21 protein-coding genes are annotated in these 22,700 nt (G+C 71.8%); 12 read left to right on the forward strand and 9 right to left on the reverse strand.

Translation table 11 applies throughout. The annotated features are described in order from the left end of the window. Positions 1-59 precede the first annotated feature (59 nt). The 4 genes from ACWEGE_RS37260 to ACWEGE_RS37275 form a co-directional block, all read right to left on the reverse strand. Positions 60-1,154 carry a serine hydrolase domain-containing protein gene (locus ACWEGE_RS37260; RefSeq protein WP_449665181.1) on the reverse strand — a complete coding sequence of 365 codons (1,095 nt, stop codon included), beginning with the start codon at positions 1,152-1,154 and terminating at the stop codon, positions 60-62. 102 nt (positions 1,155-1,256) lie between these two features. Next, positions 1,257-2,651: an alkaline phosphatase gene (gene phoA / locus ACWEGE_RS37265; RefSeq protein ID WP_449665182.1), complete on the reverse strand. Its 1,395-nt coding sequence runs from the start codon at positions 2,649-2,651 to the stop codon at positions 1,257-1,259. Positions 2,652-2,816: 165 nt separating this feature from the next. Beyond that, complete coding sequence (locus tag ACWEGE_RS37270) at positions 2,817-3,476, reverse strand: response regulator (protein WP_449665183.1); 660 nt, start codon at positions 3,474-3,476, stop codon at positions 2,817-2,819. Continuing rightward, entirely contained in the window at positions 3,473-4,672 is a 1,200-nt protein-coding gene (locus ACWEGE_RS37275) for a sensor histidine kinase (RefSeq protein ID WP_449665184.1), read from the reverse strand. The genes ACWEGE_RS37270 and ACWEGE_RS37275 overlap by 4 nt, the downstream gene beginning before the upstream one ends. A gap of 122 nt (positions 4,673-4,794) precedes the next feature. Between ACWEGE_RS37275 and rpe the strand changes: the two genes are divergently transcribed. The 5 genes from rpe (at position 4,795) to ACWEGE_RS37300 (ending at position 8,467) form a co-directional block, all read left to right on the forward strand. Next, on the forward strand, positions 4,795-5,466 hold the full coding sequence (rpe, locus tag ACWEGE_RS37280; protein ID WP_449665198.1) for a ribulose-phosphate 3-epimerase: 672 nt from the start codon (positions 4,795-4,797) through the stop codon (positions 5,464-5,466). A 103-nt stretch (positions 5,467-5,569) separates the two neighbouring features. Next, positions 5,570-6,199: a riboflavin synthase gene (locus ACWEGE_RS37285; protein WP_449665185.1), complete on the forward strand. Its 630-nt coding sequence runs from the start codon at positions 5,570-5,572 to the stop codon at positions 6,197-6,199. Continuing rightward, positions 6,196-7,524, forward strand: a complete 1,329-nt coding sequence (locus tag ACWEGE_RS37290) for a bifunctional 3,4-dihydroxy-2-butanone-4-phosphate synthase/GTP cyclohydrolase II (RefSeq protein ID WP_449665186.1) — start codon at positions 6,196-6,198, stop codon at positions 7,522-7,524. The genes ACWEGE_RS37285 and ACWEGE_RS37290 overlap by 4 nt, the downstream gene beginning before the upstream one ends. Continuing rightward, positions 7,521-8,027 carry a 6,7-dimethyl-8-ribityllumazine synthase gene (ribH, locus tag ACWEGE_RS37295; RefSeq protein ID WP_091308458.1) on the forward strand — a complete coding sequence of 169 codons (507 nt, stop codon included), beginning with the start codon at positions 7,521-7,523 and terminating at the stop codon, positions 8,025-8,027. The genes ACWEGE_RS37290 and ribH overlap by 4 nt, the downstream gene beginning before the upstream one ends. Beyond that, positions 8,024-8,467 carry a PH domain-containing protein gene (locus ACWEGE_RS37300; protein WP_191314254.1) on the forward strand — a complete coding sequence of 148 codons (444 nt, stop codon included), beginning with the start codon at positions 8,024-8,026 and terminating at the stop codon, positions 8,465-8,467. Before ribH ends, ACWEGE_RS37300 begins: the two co-directional genes overlap by 4 nt. A gap of 3 nt (positions 8,468-8,470) precedes the next feature. Here ACWEGE_RS37300 and ACWEGE_RS37305 read toward each other — a convergent pair whose 3' ends face one another. Beyond that, positions 8,471-9,247 (reverse strand): exodeoxyribonuclease III, encoded by a 777-nt coding sequence (locus tag ACWEGE_RS37305; protein ID WP_449665187.1) that lies wholly within the window; start codon positions 9,245-9,247, stop codon positions 8,471-8,473. A 64-nt stretch (positions 9,248-9,311) separates the two neighbouring features. Beyond that, a complete protein-coding gene (locus ACWEGE_RS37310) occupies positions 9,312-10,034 on the reverse strand; it encodes a S1 family peptidase (RefSeq protein ID WP_449665188.1) in 723 nt (240 codons plus the stop codon). Positions 10,035-10,201: 167 nt separating this feature from the next. On the opposite strand from ACWEGE_RS37310, the gene uvrC reads away from it, so the two are divergent. The 5 genes from uvrC to ACWEGE_RS37335 all read left to right on the forward strand — a co-directional run bounded on the left by uvrC (position 10,202) and on the right by ACWEGE_RS37335 (position 16,311). Then, a complete protein-coding gene (gene uvrC / locus ACWEGE_RS37315; protein WP_449665189.1) occupies positions 10,202-12,169 on the forward strand; it encodes an excinuclease ABC subunit UvrC in 1,968 nt (655 codons plus the stop codon). Positions 12,170-12,198: 29 nt separating this feature from the next. Continuing rightward, positions 12,199-13,056: an RNase adapter RapZ gene (gene rapZ, locus ACWEGE_RS37320; protein ID WP_449665199.1), complete on the forward strand. Its 858-nt coding sequence runs from the start codon at positions 12,199-12,201 to the stop codon at positions 13,054-13,056. Position 13,057: 1 nt separating this feature from the next. After that, complete coding sequence (locus ACWEGE_RS37325; protein ID WP_449665200.1) at positions 13,058-14,050, forward strand: gluconeogenesis factor YvcK family protein; 993 nt, start codon at positions 13,058-13,060, stop codon at positions 14,048-14,050. After that, entirely contained in the window at positions 14,050-15,042 is a 993-nt protein-coding gene (gene whiA, locus ACWEGE_RS37330; protein WP_043788299.1) for a DNA-binding protein WhiA, read from the forward strand. Before ACWEGE_RS37325 ends, whiA begins: the two co-directional genes overlap by 1 nt. 240 nt (positions 15,043-15,282) lie before the next feature. Then, positions 15,283-16,311, forward strand: coding sequence for a glucosyl-3-phosphoglycerate synthase (locus tag ACWEGE_RS37335; RefSeq protein WP_449665190.1), 1,029 nt, complete (start codon positions 15,283-15,285; stop codon positions 16,309-16,311). An 85-nt stretch (positions 16,312-16,396) separates the two neighbouring features. Here the strand turns inward: ACWEGE_RS37335 and ACWEGE_RS37340 are convergent, their stop codons facing one another. After that, positions 16,397-17,290 carry a sterol desaturase family protein gene (locus tag ACWEGE_RS37340; RefSeq protein WP_449665191.1) on the reverse strand — a complete coding sequence of 298 codons (894 nt, stop codon included), beginning with the start codon at positions 17,288-17,290 and terminating at the stop codon, positions 16,397-16,399. 70 nt (positions 17,291-17,360) lie between these two features. Here ACWEGE_RS37340 and ACWEGE_RS37345 point away from each other — a divergent pair, with 70 nt between their 5' ends. Then, positions 17,361-17,969, forward strand: coding sequence for a TetR/AcrR family transcriptional regulator (locus tag ACWEGE_RS37345; protein ID WP_449665192.1), 609 nt, complete (start codon positions 17,361-17,363; stop codon positions 17,967-17,969). A 1-nt stretch (position 17,970) separates the two neighbouring features. Here ACWEGE_RS37345 and ACWEGE_RS37350 read toward each other — a convergent pair whose 3' ends face one another. Further along, on the reverse strand, positions 17,971-19,089 hold the full coding sequence (locus ACWEGE_RS37350; protein ID WP_449665193.1) for a hypothetical protein: 1,119 nt from the start codon (positions 19,087-19,089) through the stop codon (positions 17,971-17,973). Positions 19,090-19,312: 223 nt separating this feature from the next. Here ACWEGE_RS37350 and ACWEGE_RS37355 point away from each other — a divergent pair, with 223 nt between their 5' ends. After that, entirely contained in the window at positions 19,313-19,681 is a 369-nt protein-coding gene (locus ACWEGE_RS37355; protein ID WP_043788295.1) for a hypothetical protein, read from the forward strand. 48 nt (positions 19,682-19,729) lie between these two features. Here ACWEGE_RS37355 and ACWEGE_RS37360 read toward each other — a convergent pair whose 3' ends face one another. Next, on the reverse strand, positions 19,730-22,294 hold the full coding sequence (locus tag ACWEGE_RS37360; protein ID WP_449665194.1) for a PQQ-dependent sugar dehydrogenase: 2,565 nt from the start codon (positions 22,292-22,294) through the stop codon (positions 19,730-19,732). Positions 22,295-22,700: the final 406 nt, after the last annotated feature.

A 22,700-nucleotide genomic window follows, 5' to 3' on the forward strand; every position in this document is an offset into this window, starting at 1 on the left:
CGGGGGCGCCCCCCGTCTTCCACGCTACCGGCCACCACCGACAGTTTCGGGCCGCCGGCCTAGGAACAGACCGCCGCATCCACAGCTGCGATCAGGTGCGCGCCCGTGTCGGCCGGGGTCGGGTTTTCGTTCAGCACCACCGTCGCCCGCCGGTCCTTCGGGCCCACTCCGGCGAAGTTCGTGAAACCGATGATGCCCCCTTCGTGCCCCCACACCACGCCGCACGACAGCGGGACGCTGCCCAGGCCCAAGCCGTAGCCCGCGCCCGGGATGCCGAGGTCCGCCGGGACCGTGCGGCGCATCTCCGCCAGCTCGGCCGGGCGCAGCAGCCGGCCGCCCAGCAACGCTCCGTAGAACCGGTCCAGGTCCGCCGGGGTCGAGACCAGGCCACCCGCCGCCCAGGCGATCGTGGCGTCGAAGTCGCTGAAGTCCACCAGCTTCCCGTTGACCGGCAGGTAGCCCACCGCGTGCGGGGACGGCAGCTTCTCGTCGCCGCGGCGGGGGAGGTACGTGTCGCGCAGGCCCACCGGGCGGGTGATGCGGCGGGTGATTTCGGTGTCCAGCGAGTGGCCGGTCACCCGCTCCACGAGCATCCCCGCCACGATGTAGTTCGTGTTCGAGTACGACCACCTGGTCCCCGGCGGGAACAGCGCCGGGTGCTTCAGCGCCATCGCCACCAGCTCGGCCGGCTCGGCTCCCCGGTGCCGCAGGGCTTCCGGGTCCGACCGGTCGAGGTCGTCGGTGTAGTTGTACAGCCCGCTCGTGTGCTGCAGCAGCTGCCGGACGGTGATCCGCTCGTCCGGCAGCAGCCCCGGCAGGTAGCGCGAAACCGGAGCGTCCAGCCGGACCCGGCCCTCGGCGACCAGCTGCAGCACCACCGTCGCCACGAACGTCTTGGTGACGCTGCCCGCACGGAACGATCCGTTGCGCGGGAACGGCTTCCCGGTGGCGACGTCGCCCACGCCGCTGCGGGTGACCTGCGTGCGCCGGCCGTCCTGGACCACCGCCGCCGCCCCCGGTACGCCGTCCTGGGCGGTCAGCACGTCCAGTTTCGCCTGGACCGGGCTCACGGCCGCGAGCGCCGGTGCGGCGGTGGTGGCGGCGAGCAGCGCGACGAGCGTGCCCGCGGTGACGGCCCGCAATGACTTCCGCATGAGAAAACCCCCTGGTGTCTCGGTTTTCCCCACGCTAGGGGGACCGGACACCAGGGGGTATGGGGTGCACCACCGGGACGACCCGGGGGTGCACCCCACCGCTCAGCGCAGCTTCAGCGCCCGCTTCAGGGTGCCGAACAGGTCGGTCTGGTTGGTCAGGCCGACGATGTTCGCCGCCTGCGGGCCCATGCCCGCGATGCGGACCTGGGTGCCGGTGTGCGACTGCGAGCCGCCCGCCTCCGCCGTGCCGTAGGCCAGGGTCATGTTCGCGCCCTCGTTGGTGACGAGCGTCGCGGTCAGGCCCGGGGTGGCGGTGGGCTCGACGATCTGGCTGCTGTGGCCGTGGTCGGCGGTCACCAGCACCAGGGTGTCGGGGTGGCTGCGGGCGAACGCCTCGCCGGCCGCGATGGCCGCGTCGAAGTCGACCGTCTCGCCGATCTGGCCGCACGGGTCGGCCGCGTGGTCCTGCTTGTCGATGCTCGCGCCCTCGACCTGCAGGAAGAAGCCCTTGTCACTGCGGCGGTCGTCGAGCAGCTCGAGGGCCTTGCGGGTCTGGTCGGCCAGCTTCGGCTGGGTCGCGGGCAGCTTGGGGTTCGGGGTGCAGCGGGACGGCGCGGTGCCGCCGTGCACGGCCGCCGGGCCGGTCCAGTTGACCGGCAGGTTGCCGTCGGCGAACAGGCCGAGGACCGGCTTGCCCTTCGGCGCCTTCGCCAGGTCGGCCGCGGTGTTGACCACGGTGTAGCCGGCCGCCTTGGCCTGGTCCAGGACGGTCTTGCCCTCGAACTTCCCGGCCGTCACGGTCTGGTTGAAGTACTTCGCGCCGCCGCCCAGCAGGACGTCGGGACGGGTCTGCACCAGCTGCTCGGCGATCGAGCCGTTGCCGCCGTTCTCCTTGGCGTTCTTCGCGCACTTCGCGGTCGTCTCGACCGGGCCCTTGCAGTCGCGGCTGATCACGTGCGCGCCGAGCACGGCCGGGGTCGCGTCCTGGACCTCGGCGGTGGTGACGTCACCGGTGCGCAGGCCGTTGCGCTTGGCGATCTCGAGGATCGTCGGGACGTCGTTGCCGTACGCGTCGACGGAGATCGCGCCGTTGAAGGTCTTGACGCCGGTGGCCCAGCCGGTGCCGGACGCGGCCGAGTCGGTCACGTACTCGGGCTTGGCCGGGTTGTTCTTCTCGACGGCGTACGTGGTGTAGTCGCCGGTGAGCGGCAGCTCGTCCATGGCGAGCCGGCCGGCGGCGCCGCGCTCGTAGTTGCGGGCGGAGGTGATCTCCGACTGGCCCATGCCGTCGCCGAGGAACAGGATGACGTTGCGGGCGTGGCCGCCCTGGATCGCGGCGCGGACGTCGGCGGTGCGGTCACCGGTGCCGGCGAACGACCGCGCGTCGGCGTTGTCGGAACCGTTGGTGGCCAGTGCGACCGGGGCGGCGGCGACCAGCGCGGCGCCGAGCGCGCCCGCGACCAGCCACCGGCGGCGGCCGGCGAACAGCGAAGCCATGTTTCTCCTCATTGGCGAACTTCGGGGACTTCGGGGGTTACGGCCCGGATTTCGGACACGGGCTATTAGTCCTCCCGCATGTGTGCCGCGGAGGGACTGAAGGTGACCGCCGGGTGGCCGCTGGCCGAACTCATGGCTTCCCCGGGGTGACCGAGAGCACGTCGGTTATTGACCGGCGAGGTGCCCCGGCTTGACGACCCCGGCCTCGTACGCGATGACCACGGCCTGGCTGCGGTTTCCGGCGCCGAGCTTGGTGAAGACGTTGCCCACGTGGGTCTTCACCGTCTCCAGGCTGATCACCAGCGCCGCCGCGATGTCCTGGTTGGACAGTCCGGTGGCGATGAGCCGCAGCACCTCGGCCTCGCGGCGGGTCAGGGTTTTCGCCGCCCGCGCGTGCTTCCCGCCCGCGACCCGGCCGCTCACCAGCCGCCGGATCGCCTCCGGGAACAGCAGCGACTCGCCGGCCGCGACCGTCCGCACGGCGTGCGCGATCTCCTCCTTGCGCGCCCGCTTGAGCAGGAAGCCGCTGGCCCCGGCCAGCAGCGCCTCGTGCACGTAGTCGTCGTTGTCGAACGTGGTGACGACCAGGATCTTCGGCGGTTCCGCCAGCGCCCCGAGCACCCGGCGGGTGGCCTCGATGCCGTCCACGCCGGGCATCCGCACGTCCATCAGCACCACGTCCGGCCGCGTCCGCCGCACCGCGTCGAGGACCTCGCCGCCGTCGGCCGCCTCGCCGACCACCGGCAGGCCCTGCTGCTCCAGCAGCGCCCGCAGCCCGGTGCGGACCAGCGGCTCGTCGTCGGCGAGCAGCACCGACGGCGTCACGCGCCCGCCCGCAGCGGGATGGTCGCGCGCAGCCGCCACTGCTGCCCGTCCGGGCCGGCGTCGAGCTCGCCGCGCAGGGCCTCGACGCGCTCGGCGAGCCCGGCCAGCCCGCGCCGCCCGGTCCGCGGCCCGTCGCCGGGCAGCGCGTTGACCACCGCGATGCCGAGCCGGTCCGGTCCGGCCTCGACCCGGACCTCGACCGCGCCCGGGCCGGCGTGGCGCAACGCGTTGGTCAGGCCCTCCTGGACGATCCGGTAACCCTCCCGCGACACCGTCGCGGGCAGCGCGGCGACCGGGCCGGTGACGGCCAGCCGGACGTCGAGCCCGGCTTCGCGGGCGCGCACGGCGAGGACGTCGACTTCGGTCAGGGTGCGCGTCGGCGCCTTCGCGGCCGGCTCGTCGCGGAGCAGGCCCAGGACGTGGTCGAGGTCCTCGAGGGCGCTTCGAGACGCTTCTTCGATCGTGCCGAGCGCGCGCCGGACCTGGGCGGGGTCCGCCTCGACCAGATCGGCCGCGGCGGCCGCCTGGATCGTCGACGTCGTCAGCGTGTGCCCGATCGAGTCGTGCAGCTCGCGGGCCAGCCGGTTGCGCTGGGCGAGCACGGCCGAGCGGCGTTCGGCCTGCGCCGCGCGTTCGGTGTCCGACGGGCCGAGCAGCGTTTCCGCGCCGGTCCGGAAGCCGCGGGTGGTGCCCGCGGTCAGCACCAGCGCCGCGAAGAGCAGCACGACGCCGAAGGGGACGGTCCACCCGCCGAGCGGGACGTCGTCCCAGAACAGGCTGATGGTGTCCTGGCCGCCGGTCAGCCAGACCGCGGGCACGAGCAGGCCCAGGCTGAGGAAGGCGAGCACGGTGAGCAGGATCCCGCTCAGCGCCGTGTGCAGGGCGAGCCAGAGACCCGAACGCAGCCGCGAACCGGCGTCGGGGCGGCCGTCCGGCGCCGGGATGGCCGTGCCGAGCAGGGTGTTCGAGAGGCCGATGCCGAGCCGCCGGACCGGCCCCAGCAGGCCCAGCAGTCCCATGAACACCGCCATGGCGAGCAGGGCGAGCAGCGCCCGCACGCGGGAATCGGCCTCGACGGACACGGCGACGGCGAAGGCGAACGGGGAAATCGGGACCGTGAGGACGGCGGACGCGACGGCGTACGGAAGGCTGCGGTAGCTGCCGATCCGCGCCAGGGACACCAGGAAACCGGACATGCCGTCGAGGTTAGGGTTCCCCGGTGGCCCGTCACCTCCCTCTCCGGAGCCAGATCCTGGTCACAACCGGTTAGCGAGCGTTAGCGCCGTCCTCCTACACTCGGGACGTGGCAGACCGACCTTTGATCGCACCCAGCATCCTCGCGGCGGACTTCGCCCGGCTCGGCGAGGAGATCGCCGCCGTGGCCGGCGCGGGGGAGACCCGGGCCGACTGGGTCCACGTCGACGTCATGGACGCGCACTTCGTGCCCAACCTGACCCTCGGCCTGCCCGTGGCCAAGGCCCTGATCGACAGCACCGACCTGCCGATCGACTGCCACCTGATGATCGACGACCCGGACCGCTGGGCGGTCGGGTACGCCGAGGCCGGCGCCTACAACGTCACCGTGCACGCCGAAGCCGCGAAGGACCCGGTCGCGCTGGCGAAGAACCTGCGCGCCGCGGGCGCGAAGGCGGGCCTGTCGCTCAAGCCGGGCACCGCGCTCGAACCGTGGCTCGACGCGCTCAAGCACTACGACACGCTGCTGGTCATGTCGGTCGAGCCGGGCTTCGGCGGGCAGTCGTTCATCGCCGACGTCCTGGAGAAGGTCCGCACCGCGCGGCGGCTGGTCGACACCGGGCACCTGAAGCTGATCGTCGAGATCGACGGCGGCATCAACACCGACACCATCGAGCAGGCCGCCGAGGCCGGCGTCGACTGCTTCGTCGCCGGATCCGCCGTCTACGGCGCCGCCGACCCGGGCAAGGCGGTCGCCGCGCTGCGCGAACAGGCGGCCCGCGGCCGGGCCGGCTGACCTCGCAGCGGCACCGGAGAAGCCACCGGGCCGCGGCGGGTGTTGGATGGGAGGACAGGCTTACGGACCGGCCCACGGACCGGTTCACGAGGAGGCAGCGCACGTGTTCACCGGAATCGTCGAGGAAATCGGCGAAGTCACCGCGGTCGAGCAGCTGACGAACGCGGCCCGGCTGCGCGTCCGCGGCCCGCTGGTCACCAGCGACGCCGGGCACGGCGACTCGATCGCGGTCAGCGGGGTCTGCCTGACCGTCGTCGAGGTGGCGGGCGGCGAGTTCACCGTCGACGTCGTCCACGAGACGCTGCAGCGCTCCAGCCTGGCCAAGGTCGCGGTCGGTGACCGGGTCAACCTCGAGCGCGCCACCCCGGCCGGGGGCCGGCTCGGCGGGCACATCATGCAGGGCCACGTCGACGGGACCGGCGTGTTCCTCGGCCGCGACGAGAACGGCGTCACGACGTTCGCGCTGCCGGCCCACCTGTCCCGGTACGTGGTCGAGAAGGGCTCGATCGCGGTCGACGGCGTCTCGCTGACGGTCGCGTCGATCAGCGCCGACCGGTTCGCGGTCGCGCTGATCCCGACCACCCTCGAAGTGACCACGCTCGGCCACCGTGAAGCGGGTGACCTGGTGAACCTCGAGGTCGACGTGGTAGCGAAGTACGTGGAAAAGCTGGCCGAGGCCCATATCCGCGACCAGGTGCACAATCGGGACAGCGGCACGGAGGAGCGGTCATGAGTGAGACGAGTGCGCCCACACCCGAAGCGGGCTGGACCCCGTGCGGCAGCGGCGCGGCGTTCGACGCCGATGCCATCGAGCGGGCGATCGAGGACATCGCGGCGGGCCGCCCGGTCGTCGTGGTCGACGACGAAGACCGGGAAAACGAGGGTGACCTCATCTTCGCCGCCGAGAAGGCGACGCCGGAACTGCTGGCCTTCATGGTCCGCTACACCTCGGGGTACGTCTGCGTGGCGCTGACCGAGTCCGAAGCGGACCGGCTGGACCTGCCCCCGATGTACCACACGAACCAGGACGCGCGCGGCACCGCGTACAGCGTCACGGTCGACGCCGCGGAGGGCATCAGCACCGGTATCTCCGCCGCCGACCGCGCGCACACCATCCGGCTGCTCGCCGACCCGGCGTCCACGGCGAAGGACTTCCGGCGCCCCGGCCACGTCGTGCCGCTGCGGGCCAAGGAAGGCGGCGTGCTGCGCCGCCCCGGGCACACCGAAGCGTCGGTCGACCTGGCCCGGATGGCCGGGCTCGCCCCGGCGGGCGTGCTCTGCGAGATCGTGTCCCAGAAAGACGAAGGCGACATGGCCCGCCGCGACGAGCTCGAGGTGTTCGCCGCCGACCACGACCTCGCGATCATCACCATCGCCGACCTGATCGCCTACCGCCGCCGCACCGAGAAGCAGGTCGAGCGGGTCGCCGAGGCCCGCATCCCGCTGACGGCGGGCACGTTCCGCGCGGTCGGCTACGACTCGCTCCTGGACGGCATCGAACACGTCGCGTTCGTCTACGGCGAAATCGGCGACGGCCAGGACATCCTGGTCCGCGTCCACTCCGAGTGCCTCACCGGCGACGTCTTCGGCTCGCTGCGCTGCGACTGCGGCCCCCAGCTGGAGGCCGCCCTGGAAGCGGTGGCCGCCGAGGGCCGCGGCGTCGTGCTCTACATCCGCGGCCACGAGGGCCGCGGCATCGGCCTGCTGCACAAGCTGCAGGCCTACCAGCTGCAGGACGACGGCGCGGACACCGTCGACGCGAACCTCGCGCTCGGCGTCCCGGCCGACGCCCGCGACTACGGCACCGGCGCGCAGATCCTCTGCGACCTCGGCGTCCGCACCATGCGGCTGCTGTCCAACAACCCGGCCAAGCGGATCGGCCTCGAAGGCTACGGCCTGCGCGTCACCGGGCGCGTACCGCTGCCGATCTCGCCGAACCCGGAAAACCTGCGCTACCTGCGGACCAAGCGCGACCGGATGGGCCACGACCTGGCCCAGCTGGAGCACTACGACCAGGTCGGCGCGGGCCCCGAGCACGCGGATGGAGGAGCACTGTGAGCGGCGAAGGCCGACCTGAGGTCAAGCTGGACCTCTCCGACTGCAAGTCGCTGAAGCTCGGCATCGTCGCCACCCGCTGGAACGCCGACATCACCGACGTCCTGCTCGAGCGGGCGCTGGTCGCGGCGAAGGAAGCGGAGCTGGAGGAGGAGCCGACGGTCGTGCACGTCGCCGGCGCGGTCGAGCTCCCCGTGGTGGCGCAGGCGCTGGCCCGCAACCACGACGCGGTGGTCGCGCTCGGCGTGGTCATCCGCGGCGGCACCCCGCACTTCGAGTACGTGTGCGACGCGGTGACGGCGGGCCTGACCCGGGTGGCGCTCGACGAGAGCACCCCGGTCGGCAACGGCGTCCTGACCTGCGACACGCACGAGCAGGCGGTCGATCGCTCGGGCCGCCCCGGCTCGAAGGAAGACAAGGGCTACGAAGCGACGGTGGCCGCCCTGGACTCCGCGCACGTGCTGCGGAGCCTGCGCCAGCCGTGGACCGAGCGGGGTTTCCAGTGAGCGTGGCGACTTCGCTGGTGATCCGCCCGCGGCGCGCGATGATCATGTGCAGCGTGCTGGCGGTGGCGCTGCTGGCGGTGTTCGTCGTGGTGGCGGTCCTGCTGCGCAACGGCGACACCGGGGTCCGCTTCCAGCGTTCCGACCAGGCGGCGATGGTGGGCATCGGCATCCTGCTGGCGTGCGGCGTGATGCTGTTCGCCATCGCGCGGGTGCGGGCCGACGCCGAGGGCATCGAGGTCCGGAACGTGCTGATCACCCGCCGCTTCGCGTGGAGCGAAGTGCTTTCGGTGAGCTTTCCCGACGGGGCTTCGTGGGCGCGGCTGGAGCTGCCGGACGACGAGTACCACGCGGTGATGGCGGTGCAGGCCGTGGACCGGGACCGCGCGGTGGAAGCGGTGCGCGCACTGCGGAAGCTGCACCGCGCCGCCACCGGGGGCTGAGGGCTACAGGTCCAGGTCGACCACGATCGGGGCGTGGTCGGACGGCCCCTTCCCCTTCCGCGCGTTGCGGTCCACATAGGAATCCGTGACCGCGGCGGTGAAAGCCTCGTTCCCGTACACCAGGTCGATCCGCATGCCCTTGTTGTTGGGGAAGTTCCCGGCCCGGTAGTCCCAGTACGTGAACGGGTGGTCGTACTTCAGCGGCCGGGGGAAGACGTCCGACAGGCCCAGGTCCCGCAGCCGGGCCAGTGCTTCGCGCTCCGGCTTCGTCACGTGCGTCGACTCCGCGAACACCGCGATGTCCCAGACGTCCGCGTCGGTCGGGGCCACGTTGAAGTCGCCCAGCACCGCGAACGGGCCGCCGGAAACCTCCGACGCCACCAGCGACCGCAGCGTCTCCAGCCACTCCAGCTTGTACGCGTAGTGCGGGTTGTCCGGCTCGCGCCCGTTGGGCACGTACACCGACCACATCCGCACGCCGCCGCAGGTGGCACCGACGGCCCGCGCCTCCGCCGCGCCTTCGAACAAAGGCTCGCCCGGCAGCCCGCGCACCACGTCCGCCAAGCCGACCCGCGACACGATGCCGACGCCGTTCCAGCGCCCGAGCCCGTACGCCGCCACCTCGTACCCGAGCGCCTCGACCTCGGCCAGCGGGAACTTCTCCGTCGTGGTCTTCAGCTCCTGCAGGCACAGCACGTCCGGCGCCGTCTCCTCGAGGAAACCGAGCACCCGCGGCAGGCGGGGGACGATGGAGTTCACGTTCCAGGTGGCGATCCGCATGCCCGCGAGCATCCCACAGACCACCGACAAAACCGGGGCGGCGCCGGAGCGCCGCCCCGGGAACTCACACGCCCGCGGTCGTCCGGATCCAGGACCGGCTCGCCGCCACGCTCGCGTAGTTGTTCGTGCCGCGCGTGTTCGACCCGCTCTGGTTCTGGACCGTCGACGCGACGCCGACCTGCACGCCGTTCGCGACCTCGGGGCCGCCCGAGTCGCCCTTCCACGCCGAGCCGTTGACGCCGACGCTCTGGATCGCGCGGCCGCCGTAGGCGTCCGTGGACCGGCCGGTCACCTGGACGTTCGCCGTCTTCAGCGACGTCGCCGGCGGGCCGGTCGGGGTGGTGCGGCCCCAGCCGTAGATCTGGTTGGTGCTGCCGGTCGCCGGGTCCGAGCTGCCCAGCGAGATCGGCGAGGCGCTGGTCGCCGAGGCCAGGTGCAGCAGCGCGATGTCGCCGTTCGGGGACTCGTACTCGTTGTCGACGGCGATCTTCGTGCCCGACAGCAGCGTGTTGCTGCCAACCCGGACGTACATGCCCGAGCCGTCCTGGTCGAGGCAGTGCACCGCGGTCAGCACCCAGCGCGCGGCGATCACCGTGCCGGAGCAGTTGAAGCCCTGGTAGTCGCGGCCGGGGGTGTTCACGTACACCTGCGCGCCCCAGGAGACCGTCGGCGCGGTGGTGCCGCCGACGATGTTCGGCTGGACGCCCGCGGAGGCGACCGCGCCACCGGCGAGGGTCAGCGCGACGGCCGCGGCGGAAGCGGCGCCGAGGAGACGGAGAGAGCTCACGGTGGGGATCCTTTCGACAGGGGGACCGGATCGAGCGGTCGGAAAGTAACCACCGCGTCACCCAGGGGGACACCCACCAAAGTCGCAACGCCGACGTTCACCCTACTTCCGGCGGGGCAGAGCGGGGGTGTGCGAGAACTGTCGGTGGTGCCAAATAGGCTGGGGGAGTGGCTGACCCGACCACCTACCGTCCCTCGCCGGGGAGCATCCCGGATGCCCCTGGCGTGTACAAGTTCCGCGACGCGACCAAGCGGGTCATCTACGTCGGCAAGGCCAAAAGCCTCCGCAGCAGGCTGAACTCCTACTTCGCCGACCTCTCCGGCCTGCACCCGCGCACGCGCCAGATGGTGACGACCGCGGCGAGCGTGGAGTGGACCGTCGTCACCACCGAGGTCGAGGCGCTCCAGCTCGAGTACAACTGGATCAAGGAGTTCGACCCCCGGTTCAACGTCCGCTACCGCGACGACAAGAGCTACCCGGTGCTCGCGGTGACGCTGAACGAACAGTTCCCCCGCCTGCACGTCTACCGCGGCGCGCGAAAGAAGGGCGTACGGTACTTCGGGCCGTACGCGCACGCGTGGGCCATCCGCGAGACCCTCGACCTGCTGCTGCGCGTCTTCCCGGCCCGCACCTGCTCGGCCGGGGTGTTCCGGCGGCACGGCCAGATCGGCCGCCCCTGCCTGCTCGGCTACATCGACAAGTGCTCGGCGCCGTGCGTGGGCCGCGTCTCCGCCGACGAGCACCGCGACATCGTCGAGGACTTCTGCGACTTCCTCGCCGGCAAGACCGACGTCATGATCAAGCGCCTCGAAGCCGAGATGGCGGCCGCCTCGGAAGAACTCGAGTTCGAGCGCGCCGCCCGGCTGCGCGACGACCTCGGCGCGCTGCGCCGCGCCATGGAGAAGCAGGCCGTGGTGCTCGGCGACGGCACGGACGCCGACGTCGTGGCGTTCGCGCACGACGAGCTCGAAGCCGCGGTCCAGGTCTTCCACGTGCGCGGCGGCCGGGTCCGCGGCCAGCGCGGCTGGGTGATCGACAAGGCCGAGGAGATGGACGTCCCGGCGCTGGTCGACCACTTCCTCACCCAGTTCTACGGCGACGAAGCCGAGCTCGACGCCCGCGACGACGTCGACTCCGGCCCGGTCGTGCCGCGCGAGGTCCTGGTGCCGGAGCTGCCCGCGGACGCCGACGCGGTCGCGGAGTGGCTCACCGGGCTGCGCGGGTCGCGGGTCCAGCTGCGGGTGCCGCAGCGCGGCGACAAGAAGGCGCTGGCCGAGACCGTGCAGCGCAACGCGGGCGAGGCGTTCACCCAGCACAAGCTGCGTCGCGCCGGCGACCTCACGGCGCGCTCGGCGGCGCTCACCGAGCTGCAGGAGTTCCTCGCCCTCGACACCGCGCCGCTGCGCATCGAATGCATCGACATCAGCCACATCCAGGGCAGCGACGTCGTGGCGTCGCTCGTCGTCTTCGAGGACGGGCTGGCGCGCAAGTCCGAGTACCGGCGCTTCGCGCTGCGGGAGGCGGCCACGGAGGGTGACGTCGCCTCGATCGCCGAGGTCGTCCGGCGCCGGTTCCACCGCTACCTCAAGGAAACCGCGGAAGAGTCGAGCACCCCCGGTCTCGACCCGGAGACCGGGCGGCCGAAGAAGTTCGCCTACCCGCCGAACCTGCTGGTCGTCGACGGTGCCGGCCCGCAGGCCACGGCGGCCGCGGACGTGCTGGCCGAGCTCGGCATCACCGACATCGCCGTGATCGGGCTGGCCAAGCGGCTGGAAGAGGTCTGGCTGCCCGCCGACCCCGATCCGGTGATCCTGCCCCGCACGTCGGAGGGGCTGTACCTGCTGCAGCGGCTGCGTGACGAGGCCCACCGCTTCGCCATCGCATACCACCGCGAGAAGCGGTCCAAGCGGCTGCAGACGTCCGAATTGGACAGTGTGCCCGGGCTGGGGCAGGCTCGCCGCACCGCGCTGATCAAGCACTTCGGCTCGGTGAAGAAGCTCAAGCAGGCCAGGATCGAAGAGATCGAGGCGGTGCCCGGCTTCGGCAGGCGCACCGCGGAGGCCGTGGTCGCCGCGCTGGCCGGGGAGTCCGGCGCGGGCAACGGCACAGAGCAGGGGAGTAGGGAAACACAGTGAGTGCGCAAGAGGAGATCCGCGGCTCCGGCATGGAGGTCGCGGTCGTGTCCGGGTTGTCGGGGGCGGGCCGCAGCACGGCGGCCAAGTGCCTGGAGGACCTGGGCTGGTTCGTCGTCGACAACCTGCCCCCGGAGCTGATCGCCACCATGGTCGAGCTGGGTGCGCAGGCGCGCGGCGCGATCACGAAGGTGGCGGTGGTGATGGACGTGCGCTCGCGCGCGTTCACCGACGACCTCGCCTCGGTCATCAAGGACCTGGACGCGCGGGGCTACAAGCCGCGCGTGTTGTTCCTGGAGGCGACCGACGCCGTCCTGGTGCGGCGCTTCGAGGCCGTCCGCCGCGGCCACCCGATGCAGGGCGACGGCCGGCTCGCCGACGGCATCACCGCGGAGCGGACGCTGCTGGAGCCGCTGCGCGAAGAGGCCGACCTGGTGCTCGACACGTCGTCGCTGTCGGTGCACGACCTGCGCGCCAAGATCGAGGACGCGTTCGGCTCCGAGTCGAGCACCCAGACCCGGGTCACCGTGCTGTCCTTCGGCTACAAGTACGGCCTGCCGATGGACGCCGACCTGGTGATGGACGTCCGCTTCCTGCCGAACCCGTTCTGGATCCCGGAGCTGCGCGAACACACGGGCCTCGACGGTGAGGTCCGCAACTACGTCCTCTCGCAGGAGGGGGCCGAGGAGTTCCTCGACCGCTACCACCAGCTGCTGCGCCTGATCGGCGCCGGCTACAAGCGCGAGGGCAAGCGGTACCTGACGCTCGCGGTCGGCTGCACCGGCGGCAAGCACCGCAGCGTGGCGCTGTCGGTCGAGCTCGCCGAGCGTCTGTCCAAAGAGGACGGTATGGCCGTGAAGGTGGTGCACCGCGACCTTGGTCGTGAATAACGTGCGCGCGGTCGCCCTCGGGGGCGGCCACGGACTGCACGCCACGTTGTCCGCGGTGCGGCGGGTGACCCCCGACGTCACCGCGGTCGTGACCGTGGCCGACGACGGCGGATCGTCCGGCAGGCTGCGGCGCGAACTCGGCCTGCTGCCGCCGGGCGACCTGCGGCAGGCGTTCGCCGCCTTCGCCGCGGAAGACGGCGGCACGCTGTGGGCCGAGGTGTTCCAGCACCGCTTCGGCGGCGACGGCGCACTGGCCGGGCACGCGGTGGGGAACCTGTTGCTGGCCGGGCTCTTCGAGGTGCTCGGCGACCCGGTCGCCGCGCTCGACGAGGCCTGCCGGCTGATGGGCGTCTCGGGCCGGGTGCTGCCGATGTCGCCGGAACCGCTGGAGATCGAGGGCCAGGTCAGCGGGCTCGACAGCGAGGATCCGGCGGCGCTGCGCACGATCCGCGGTCAGGTCGCGGTGGCGACCACCCCGGGCCAGGTGCAGCGCGTGAGCCTGCGCTCGACCGGCCGGTCGGGGCGGCCGCCGCTGGCGTGCGACGAGGCGGTGGAGGCGGTGCTGAACGCCGACGTCGTCTTCCTCGGACCGGGTTCGTGGTTCACCAGCGTGCTGCCGCACCTGCTCGTGCCCGGCCTGCGCGACGCGCTCGTGCAGACGGCCGCGACGAAGGTGCTCGTGCTCAACCTTGTCCCCCAGCCGGGGGAAACCGCGGGATTCTCGCCGGAGCGGCACCTCGACGTACTCTTCGAGCACGCGCCCGATCTGCGGGTCGACGCGGTGATCGCGGACCGCGATTCCGTGCCCGACCCGGCGAATCTCCGCCGCGCGGCGGAGCGGCTGGGCGCACGGGCGCTCCTTGGGGTGGTGGCCGACCCCGGAGTGCCGGGACGGCATGATCCTGATGCGCTCGCGCGGACGATGCGGGAGGCTCTCGGTCTCGGCAGGGACGGGGAGCACGGGGGAGGAGCGAAAGGCAGGGAGGGGCAGTAATGGCGATGACCGCCGCGGTGAAGGACGAGCTGAGCCGGCTGGAGATCACGAAGATCGGGCCGCGCCGGGCGGAGGTCGCGTCGCTGCTTCGCTTCGCCGGCGGGCTGCACATCGTGGCCGGCCGGGTGGTCGTGGAGGCGGAGCTGGACACGGGCTCGGTCGCGCGACGGCTGCGCAAGGAGATCCACGAGCTGTACGGCCACCATTCGGACGTCCACGTGATCACCGCCAGCGGCGGGCTGCGCAAGGGCACCCGGTACGTCGTGCGCGTGGTGAAGGACGGCGAGGGCCTGGCCCGCCAGACCGGGCTGATCGACCAGCGCGGCCGCCCGGTGCGCGGGCTGCCCGCGGCCGTGGTGTCCGGGGGAGTGGCCGACGCGGAAGCGGCGTGGCGGGGCGCGTTCCTCGCGCACGGGTCGCTGACCGAACCGGGCCGGTCGTCGTCGCTCGAGGTGACGTGCCCCGGTCCGGAAGCGGCGCTGGCGCTGGTGGGCGCGGCACGCCGGATGGGCATCCAGGCGAAGTCCCGCGAGGTCCGCGGCGCCGACCGCGTGGTGGTCCGCGACGGCGACGCGATCGGCGCGCTGCTGACCCGCCTGGGCGCGCACGCGAGCGTGCTGCAGTGGGAAGAACGGCGGATGCGCCGCGAGGTCCGCGCGACGGCGAACCGGCTGGCCAACTTCGACGACGCGAACCTGCGCCGCTCGGCCCGCGCGGCGGTGGCGGCGGCGGCCCGCGTCGAGCGGGCGCTGGAGATCCTCGGCGACACGGCCCCGGACCACCTCCTGGCGGCGGGCCGGCTGCGGCTGTCCAACCGGCAGGCGTCCCTGGAGGAGCTGGGCCAGCTGTCGGACCCGCAGATGACGAAGGACGCGGTGGCGGGCCGGATCCGGCGGCTGCTGGCGATGGCGGACAAGCGGGCCAAGGACCTGAACATCCCGGACACCGAGTCGGCCGTCACGCCGGAGATGCTGGAAGAAGAGGACGCGTAGCCGGCCTCCGGCCCGCCGTCGCGGGGTGCGCGAGGCCGGGCTGTCCGAGGAGCCGGGGAGCGATTCTCCCAGTGGTTTTGCTCCTGAGCAGCGCGATTTCGCCGCCGGTCGTCGTGTTAACGGGATCGGTGCCGCCGGGCGTATCTCGTAACACCCCGGTAGCACCGGGGAGTGGCCGCCGAAACGCGGGCCCTCGAACCTCGGTCGGGAGGGATACGCCGAACGAGGGAAGGGGAAGGCATGCGCACGAACAACGCGCGGCTGCAGGTGTCACCGGAGGTCGGCACCTGGCTCGCCCGGCGCAGCAGCAAAGCGGGCGACTGGACGGCCGAGGACCTGGTCGCGGCCAAACGCGGCACCACCGTTTCCGTCGTCATCCCGGCCCGGAACGAGGAAGCCACCGTCGGCGCGATCGTCACCGCCATCCGCGAGGAGCTGCAGGAACACCACCGGCTGGTCGACGAGATCCTCGTCGTGGACAGTCATTCGACCGACGCCACCGCCGAGGTGGCCGCCGCGGCCGGAGCGCGCGTGGTCGCGCAGGACGCCGTCTTCCCCGCCCTCGACGGCCTGCAGGGCAAGGGTGAGGCCCTGTGGAAGGGCGTCGCGGCGACGACCGGCGACCTCGTCGTCTTCGTCGACGGCGACCTCTACGACTTCACCACGAGCTACGTCACCGGGCTGCTCGGCCCGCTGCTCACCGACCCGTCCGTGGCCTACGTCAAGGGCTTCTACCACCGCCCCCTCAACGGCGCGGCGGGCAGCGAGCCCGAAGGCGGCGGCCGCGTCACCGAACTGGTCGCGCGGCCGCTGCTCAACATGTTCTGGCCGGAGCTGTCCGGGTTCGTCCAGCCGCTGGCCGGCGAGTACGCGGGGCGGCGCGAGGTGCTGGAAGGCATCCCGTTCGTCGTGAACTACGGTGTCGAGATCGGGCACCTCATCGACCTGGTGGAGCTGCGCGGCCTCGACGGGTTGGCCCAGGTCGACCTCGGCCACCGCGTGCACCGGCACCAGAGCACGCAGGCGCTCGGCCGGATGTCCGGGCAGATCATGCAGACGCTGTTCGACCGCCTGGAGCGCTACGACCGGCTGGTCACGGCCATCCCGCCGGCCACGATGCTGGCGCAGTTCCAGCGCGGCGCGTCGGCGGACGGCGTCGAGCGGGAACTGGTGCTGACCGACCTGACGTCCCGGCAGCGCCCGCCGCTGGCGAGCCTGCCGGTGACGCTGCGCCCGGAGAACGAGCGGACCCTGCAGGACACCGCCTAGTTACTGATCCGACCAAAAGCAGGCCGACCCTCGCGCGGCACGTAACCTTTGCTGCGAAAGTCATTCGGCCGTGACTGTGGTCGGATCAGTAACCATCGGCACAGTACTCGGCGGGCGCGAGCGCGCGGGCCCGGGCAGGCTGCCAGCCAGGCGGCCCGAACACGTAGCCCGCGCGCTCGCGCCACGTCCGCGCCCCGCGGAGGTCTCGCAGGATCGAGCCGTACTCGTGGAAGCCGACTTTCAGCAGGTTGTACGTTTCGATGTTCTTCGTCAGCCCGTACGTCGGCCGCCTGCCCTCCGGGACGAAGCTGCCGAACATGCGGTCCCAGACGATGAGGATCCCGCCGTAGTTGGCGTCCAGGTACTCCTCGTCGCTGCCGTGGTGGACGCGGTGGTGGGACGGGGTGTTGAACACGTACTCGAACCAGCGCGGCAGCTTGCCGACCTTCTCGGTGTGCACGAAGAACTGGTAGACCAGGTCGATCGACAGCCCGGTCAGGATCATCCACGGCGGGATGCCGCACAGCGCGAGCACCGACCAGAACGGCAGCTGGAAGTACGGGGTCCACTTCTGGCGCAGCGCCGTCGAGAAGTTGTAGTGCTCGCTCGAGTGGTGCACCTGGTGCCCGGCCCAGAGCAGCCGCACGCGGTGGCTGGCCCGGTGGTAGGCGTAGAACACGAGTTCCTGGCCGAGCAGCATGAGCACCCACGTCCACCAGTCGCGCGGGTCGAGCCGCACCGGCGCCAGCTCGAACAGCGCCGCGAACACGACCAGCATCACCAGCCGGAACAGCGCGTTGACGCCGACGGCGACGGTGCCCATCAGCATGCTCGTGCGGGTGTCGGCCACGCTGTAGCCGACCACGTTGTCGTCGTGGCCGAGCACGTGCAGCGCGACGATTTCGATCGTCACGAACAGCAGGAACACCGGAATCGCGAACAGCACGGGGTCGCGCAGGTGCGCCAGGAGCTCGGCCACATTGCCTCCTCGGATCTGACCACGCGGTAACTTACCCTGGGGTCACTTTACGCACGGTAGGCTCTCCGGTGTGACGGAGTCAAGGCCGGTCGGGACCAAGGGGATGCCCCGGGAAGAGCGCGAGGCCCAGCTCGTCGTGGCCGGCACTGAGGAGTTCGGCCGGGCGGGTTACGCGGGCGCGTCGATGGTCGAGATCGCCCGCCGGGTCGGGGTCACGAAGCCGTTGCTGTACCAGTACTTCGGCTCGAAGGACGGCCTGTATCTGGCTTGCCTGCACCGCGCGGGCGGCCGCCTCACCGACGGCGTGGCGACGACCATGGCGGCCGGCGGCGAACCCGATCAGATGCCCCTGAAGGTGCTCTCGGCGATCTTCACGACGTTCGACCACGACCGGTACGCCTGGCGCCTCCTGCGCGACGCCACGGTGCCCTCGACGGGCGACATCGCCGCGGCAGCCGCGGACTACCGCCGCCGGCTCGACGCGTTCGCCGTGCTGGGCGCGACGCAGCTGCTGACCTCGCGCGGCCTGGCCGACCCGGCGGACATCGAGGCGGTCGCGCAGGTGTGGACCGGGGTGGTCGACTCGCTGATCAGCTGGTGGATCGACCGGCCGGACGAAGGCGCCGACGCGATGACGGCCCGCTGCGCCCGGATCATGGGCGGCTTGTTCGGCTGGTGACTTACCGGCCTTCGATGAGCTCGGCCAGCGCCGCGCGCACCTCGGCCAGGAACCGCTCCCGGTCGTCGCCGTAGGTGTACTCCGCCGCCGACAACGCCTCGCCCAGGGCTTTGGCGGCATCCTCGTGCACCGCCGCGAAGATCGCCGGGAACGCCATGGCCTGCTGCAACGCGTTGTCGTGCCGGCCGTCCGGCGTGCGTACCAGCGTGTGCGGGACCTCCGGGTCCGACAGGAGCCGGTCCCACGCCGCCGTCCAGTCGTCGAACGGCGCGGGCAGCGGTGTCCCCGCGTCGAGCGCACGCAGGCCCGCGGCGATCCAGCCGACGCTGTCGAGCCCGGCCCGCTCGAACGCGAAGCGGACCACCCGGCGGGCGAGTGCGTGGCAGACCTCCGGCCCCGCGGTGACCGCCGCTCCCACCACCGCGCGGTCGACTTTGGCGAACTCCCGCAGCGGACCCGGCGGCAGGTCGCGGACCGGCGCGGCGGGCAGCGCGCCACCCCACTCGCGGAGCAGCCGTTCGCGCTCCGCCTCCGCCCGCGCCTCCTCCTCGGCCCGTCGGCGCGCTTCCCACCGGGCGGCGAGCTCCTCTTCGGCCGGCGGCGGGGGCAGGTCCCGCGCGAAACCGTGCCAGTAGGCCGCGATCGCACTCGTTTCGCGGACGACGACGTCCGGAGCCGGCGGCGCGGGCCAGAACTGCAGCAGGTAGCTGTCCTGCCGGGGCTCGCCGCCGAGCCGGGTGTCGCGCTCGCGGCCGGCGTCCATCGCCGTGCCGCTGTAGCGGACGCGGTAGTCGCCCGGGGCGAGCTCGAGATCCCACCAGTCCGAGCCGCCCCACGTGACCAGCCTGGTCCGGCCCTCGGCGCGGAAGGAAGCCTCGACGACGTCCTCCCCACCGCTGTCCGGTGGCTCGGCCGCGTGCACCTCGGCGGTGAAGCCGACTTCGCCGGTGTGCAGCCCGGTGATGAGGAAGAGGGTGCCGCGCACGGCGGCACCGCACAGGCCGTTGCGCTGCCCGGCGAAACACGCGTGCAGATCGCCTTCGAACGGCTCGCCGGCCTCGTCGTGGACGTAGATCTGTCCATAGTGGACGTGAACGTCGCCGTGGACCACGGTTCGCATGGCCGTCAGCATGGCAGAGACCACTTCACCTCGCGGGGGCTCGGGCCCGCGGAGTCCCCGACCTGGGCGAAGCCCCGAATGTCGCTGTCGGTTTCGATTTGCCGGTTTTGCCGGTTTTTCCGACACGGAGAGTGCACTTCGCAAATTCGTTGCTCGAATGGCGTAGCGAAACCGCCCCGGTTCGCGATTAATCTGGGAAGCCGTCGCGTCGAGAGGTTGCCCCATGCCCGAACCAGCCGCATCCGTCCCGGCCGATCCCCGGCTCGCTGCGCGATTCACCGAGGATCTGCTCGACGGATGCCGGGTTCTCGCCAAGGATTACGGCTACCGGCCCGCCCAGTTCGAACGCATGGTGCGCGAGCACGGCGGCGTCGAGGCGGCCCGCCTGCTGCTGCGCGGGGCCGGCACCGCCGGCGGGTTCACCGTGCTGTGGGAGAAGAACCAGCTCGGCCGCAGCTCCGAGGCGGTCATGCTCCGCGAGGAGTACGCCGAGCTGTTCACGCCCGACGAACTGCTGCTGGCCCGCCGCCGGCTGGAGGAGCACGGCTTCGACGTCGACGCGCACCTGCGCCGGGTGGCGGAGTCGCAGTGAGGGCGGCAGGGGTGACCGGCGCCGCTCCGGTCACCCCTGCCGCGGCTTCTAGGCGGCCGCGCTGGACTTGCCGCGCAGCACCACGTTGGCCGTCGACGCGCCCTTGATCGCCGTCTCGATCTGGGCCATCGTCGAGGACGAGCTCAGGCCGGGCACGGTCGCGGTGTTCAGGGCGTAGAGGGTGAACGTGTACGGGTGGCTCGAGCCGCCCGGGCAGGGGCCGAAGAACTTCTGCGCGTTCGCCCCGCTGCCCATCGCCTTCTGTTTCGCCCCGCCCTGGTTCGGGACGGTGTACCCGGCCCCGAGGCCTTCCGGCAGCGACCGGGTGGCCGCCGGGACGTCCCAGATCGCCCAGTGCAGCTTGTTGCCGCTGTTGGCGACGTCGGCGAACACGACGGCGTAGCCCTTCGCGCCGTCGGAGGCACCCCACGCCAGCGGCGGCGACGGGTCCTGGCCCGCCGTGCCGTCCCCGGCGCAGGTGTACTTGTCCGGGATGGTGGCGTTGTCGGCGAAGGCGGAGCTGGTCAGCTTGAAGCCGCCGGGCGTGCTGCCGCCCGGGAACTTGAGCCGCACGATCACGTTGTCCAGCACCGACGGCGTGCCGCCGTTCTTGTCGTTGTTCGTCGAGGTCAGCCAGAGCCCGCCGTCCGGGGTCTTGGTGACCGAGCGCAGCCGGCCCCAGCGGCCGGAGAACAGCGTCGACACCGTGCCGACACCGGTGCCGGCGGCGTTGATCTGCGTGGCGAACAGCTGCTCACCGGTGACCCCGGCGACGTAGATCCAGTCGTTGACGATCTCCACCCCGCTCGGCCCGGCCTGCGACGTCGACCAGGTCTTCTTCGGGGCGATGTAGCCGCTGCAGCTGCCCTGGGTGCCTTCGCAGGCGGGCCAGCCGAAGTTGCCGCCCTTCTGGATCAGGTTGAGCTCGTCCTGGCTGCTCTCGCCGAACTCCGCCGCCCACAGCTGGCCGCGGGAGTCCCAGGCCAGGCCCTGCGGGTTGCGGTGGCCGTAGCTCCAGACGTACCGGGCGTTGCCGCCGGTGGCGTAGAACGGGTTGTCGCTCGGCGCCGAGCCGTCCGGGTTGAGCCGCAGGATCTTCCCGTTGAGCGAGCTCTTGTTCTGCGCGTTGTCGCTGTTCTTGGCGTCGCCGACGGTGGCGTACAGCTTGCCGTCCGGGCCGAACTTGATCCGGCCGCCGTTGTGGTAGCGGTTCTTCGCGATCCCGGTCAGTACCGGCGTCGACGTCGACGACAGCGTGCTGCCGTCGTAGGTCATCTTCACGATCCGGTTGTCCCCGGATGCCGTGTGGTACAGGTAGATCGCGTGGTCGCTCGACCAGTTCGGCGAGATCGCCAGGCCGAGCAGGCCGCCTTCGCCGTTGGTGCCGACCGCGCCCGGCACCTTGCCCAGCGTGGTCTTCTGGCCCGACGGCGTCACGAGCAGGATCTCGAACCGGTCCCGCTCGGTCACCAGCGCGTTGCCGTTGGGCAGGAAGTCCACCGACCAGCCGAGGTCGACCTTCGCGATGTCCTTGTCGTACTCCGGGATGCCGCCGGCGCCGCCCGGGGCGCTGGTCTTCGCGGTGACCGCGTTGCTGGCCGCCGAGCTGTTCCCGTTCGGGTCACGGGCCTTCACGGTGAAGGTGTAGGAGGTGTTCGGGGACAGGTCGGTGACCGTCGTGCTCAGCGAAGTCGTGGTCGCGACCTTCGTGGCACCCTGGTAGACGTCGTAGCCGGCGATGGTGCCGCCGTTGTCCGTGGAAGCGTTCCACGCCAGGGAGACGCTGTTCGCGGTGACGCCGGTGGACCGCAGGTTGCCCGGCACGCTCGGCGGGGTGGTGTCGTCGCTCGGCGGCGTGGTGAAGGTGACCACGTTGCTCTGCTGCGACGGGTTGCCCGCGGCGTCGTACGCGCCGACGGAGATGTCGTAGGCCGTGTTCGGGGTCAGGTTGTCGACGGTGGCGCTCGTGGTGTTCCCGTCGACGGTCTTGAGGATGTTGCCGCCGCGGTTGATCTCGTAGCGGACGACGCCGACGTTGTCCGTCGCAGCGGTCCAGGAGAAGGTGGCCGCGGTGGGGAGGATGTTGCTCGCCTTGAGGTTCGACGGCGGCGACGGCGGTTCGCCGTCGGTCGGCGCGGTGAAGGTGTCGGTGAGCTTGTCGGCGTTCGGGCCGCCGTTGGCGGTGGTCGCGGTGGTGCGGACCTTGTTGACCCCGGCGGTGAGCTGCACGGTCGCGGTGACGGTCTTCCAGGTCGTCCACGCGCCGGTGGCGGGGAAGTCGACGGTGCCCTTGTCGCCGCCGTCGACGGTCAGCTTGACCGGGCGGTTGTCGGCGGTTCCGTTGGCGTAGCGGAAGGTCAGGGTGTGCGTGCCCGCCTGGGCGGCGTTCACGGAGTACTCGACGTAGCTGCCGACGACGTTGTCGAAGTTGACGAAGCCGGTGCCGGAGTAGCCGGCGTGGTTCGATTCGACCGCGCCCTGGGAGATGGTGGCGTTCTCGGACTCGTAGTCGGTATCGGCCGCGAAAGCGTTTACCGGGCTGACGGCGGTCAGCCCGAGCGCCGCGACGGCGGTACCGGCCAGTACCGCGCGCCACGGTGGACGGGGTGCCACTGGGAGCCTCCTGCGTTGTCGGGGGACAGGGGGTGACCGGGGGCGGAATGGTCGGCGGACCACCGGCGGCAATAGTTAGTAAAGTTTCCTATCTATGGGACAGATCACACACCCTCGGAGCGGGCGCTGTCAATAGTCCACGGGACGGCTCACCCAGCGTGCCAACGGTTTCCCGCTCAGCGGGGCGTGGTTCGGCTTGAGCCGGCGGTGAGTGGGTGGTCTGTGCTGCGGGGATGCGGACGCTGTGGGGCAAGCTCGGGGCTGCGGGGCTGCGGGGCTGCGGGGCTGCGGGGCTGCGGGGCTGCGGGGCAGCGGGGCTGCGGGGCAGCGGGGCAGCGGGGCAGCGGGGCAGCGGGGCAGCGGGGCAGCGGGGCAGCGGGGCTGGGTGGGGGAGGGGGTGGGTGGG

The sequence above is a fragment of the Amycolatopsis sp. NPDC004747 genome, assembly GCF_053601335.1.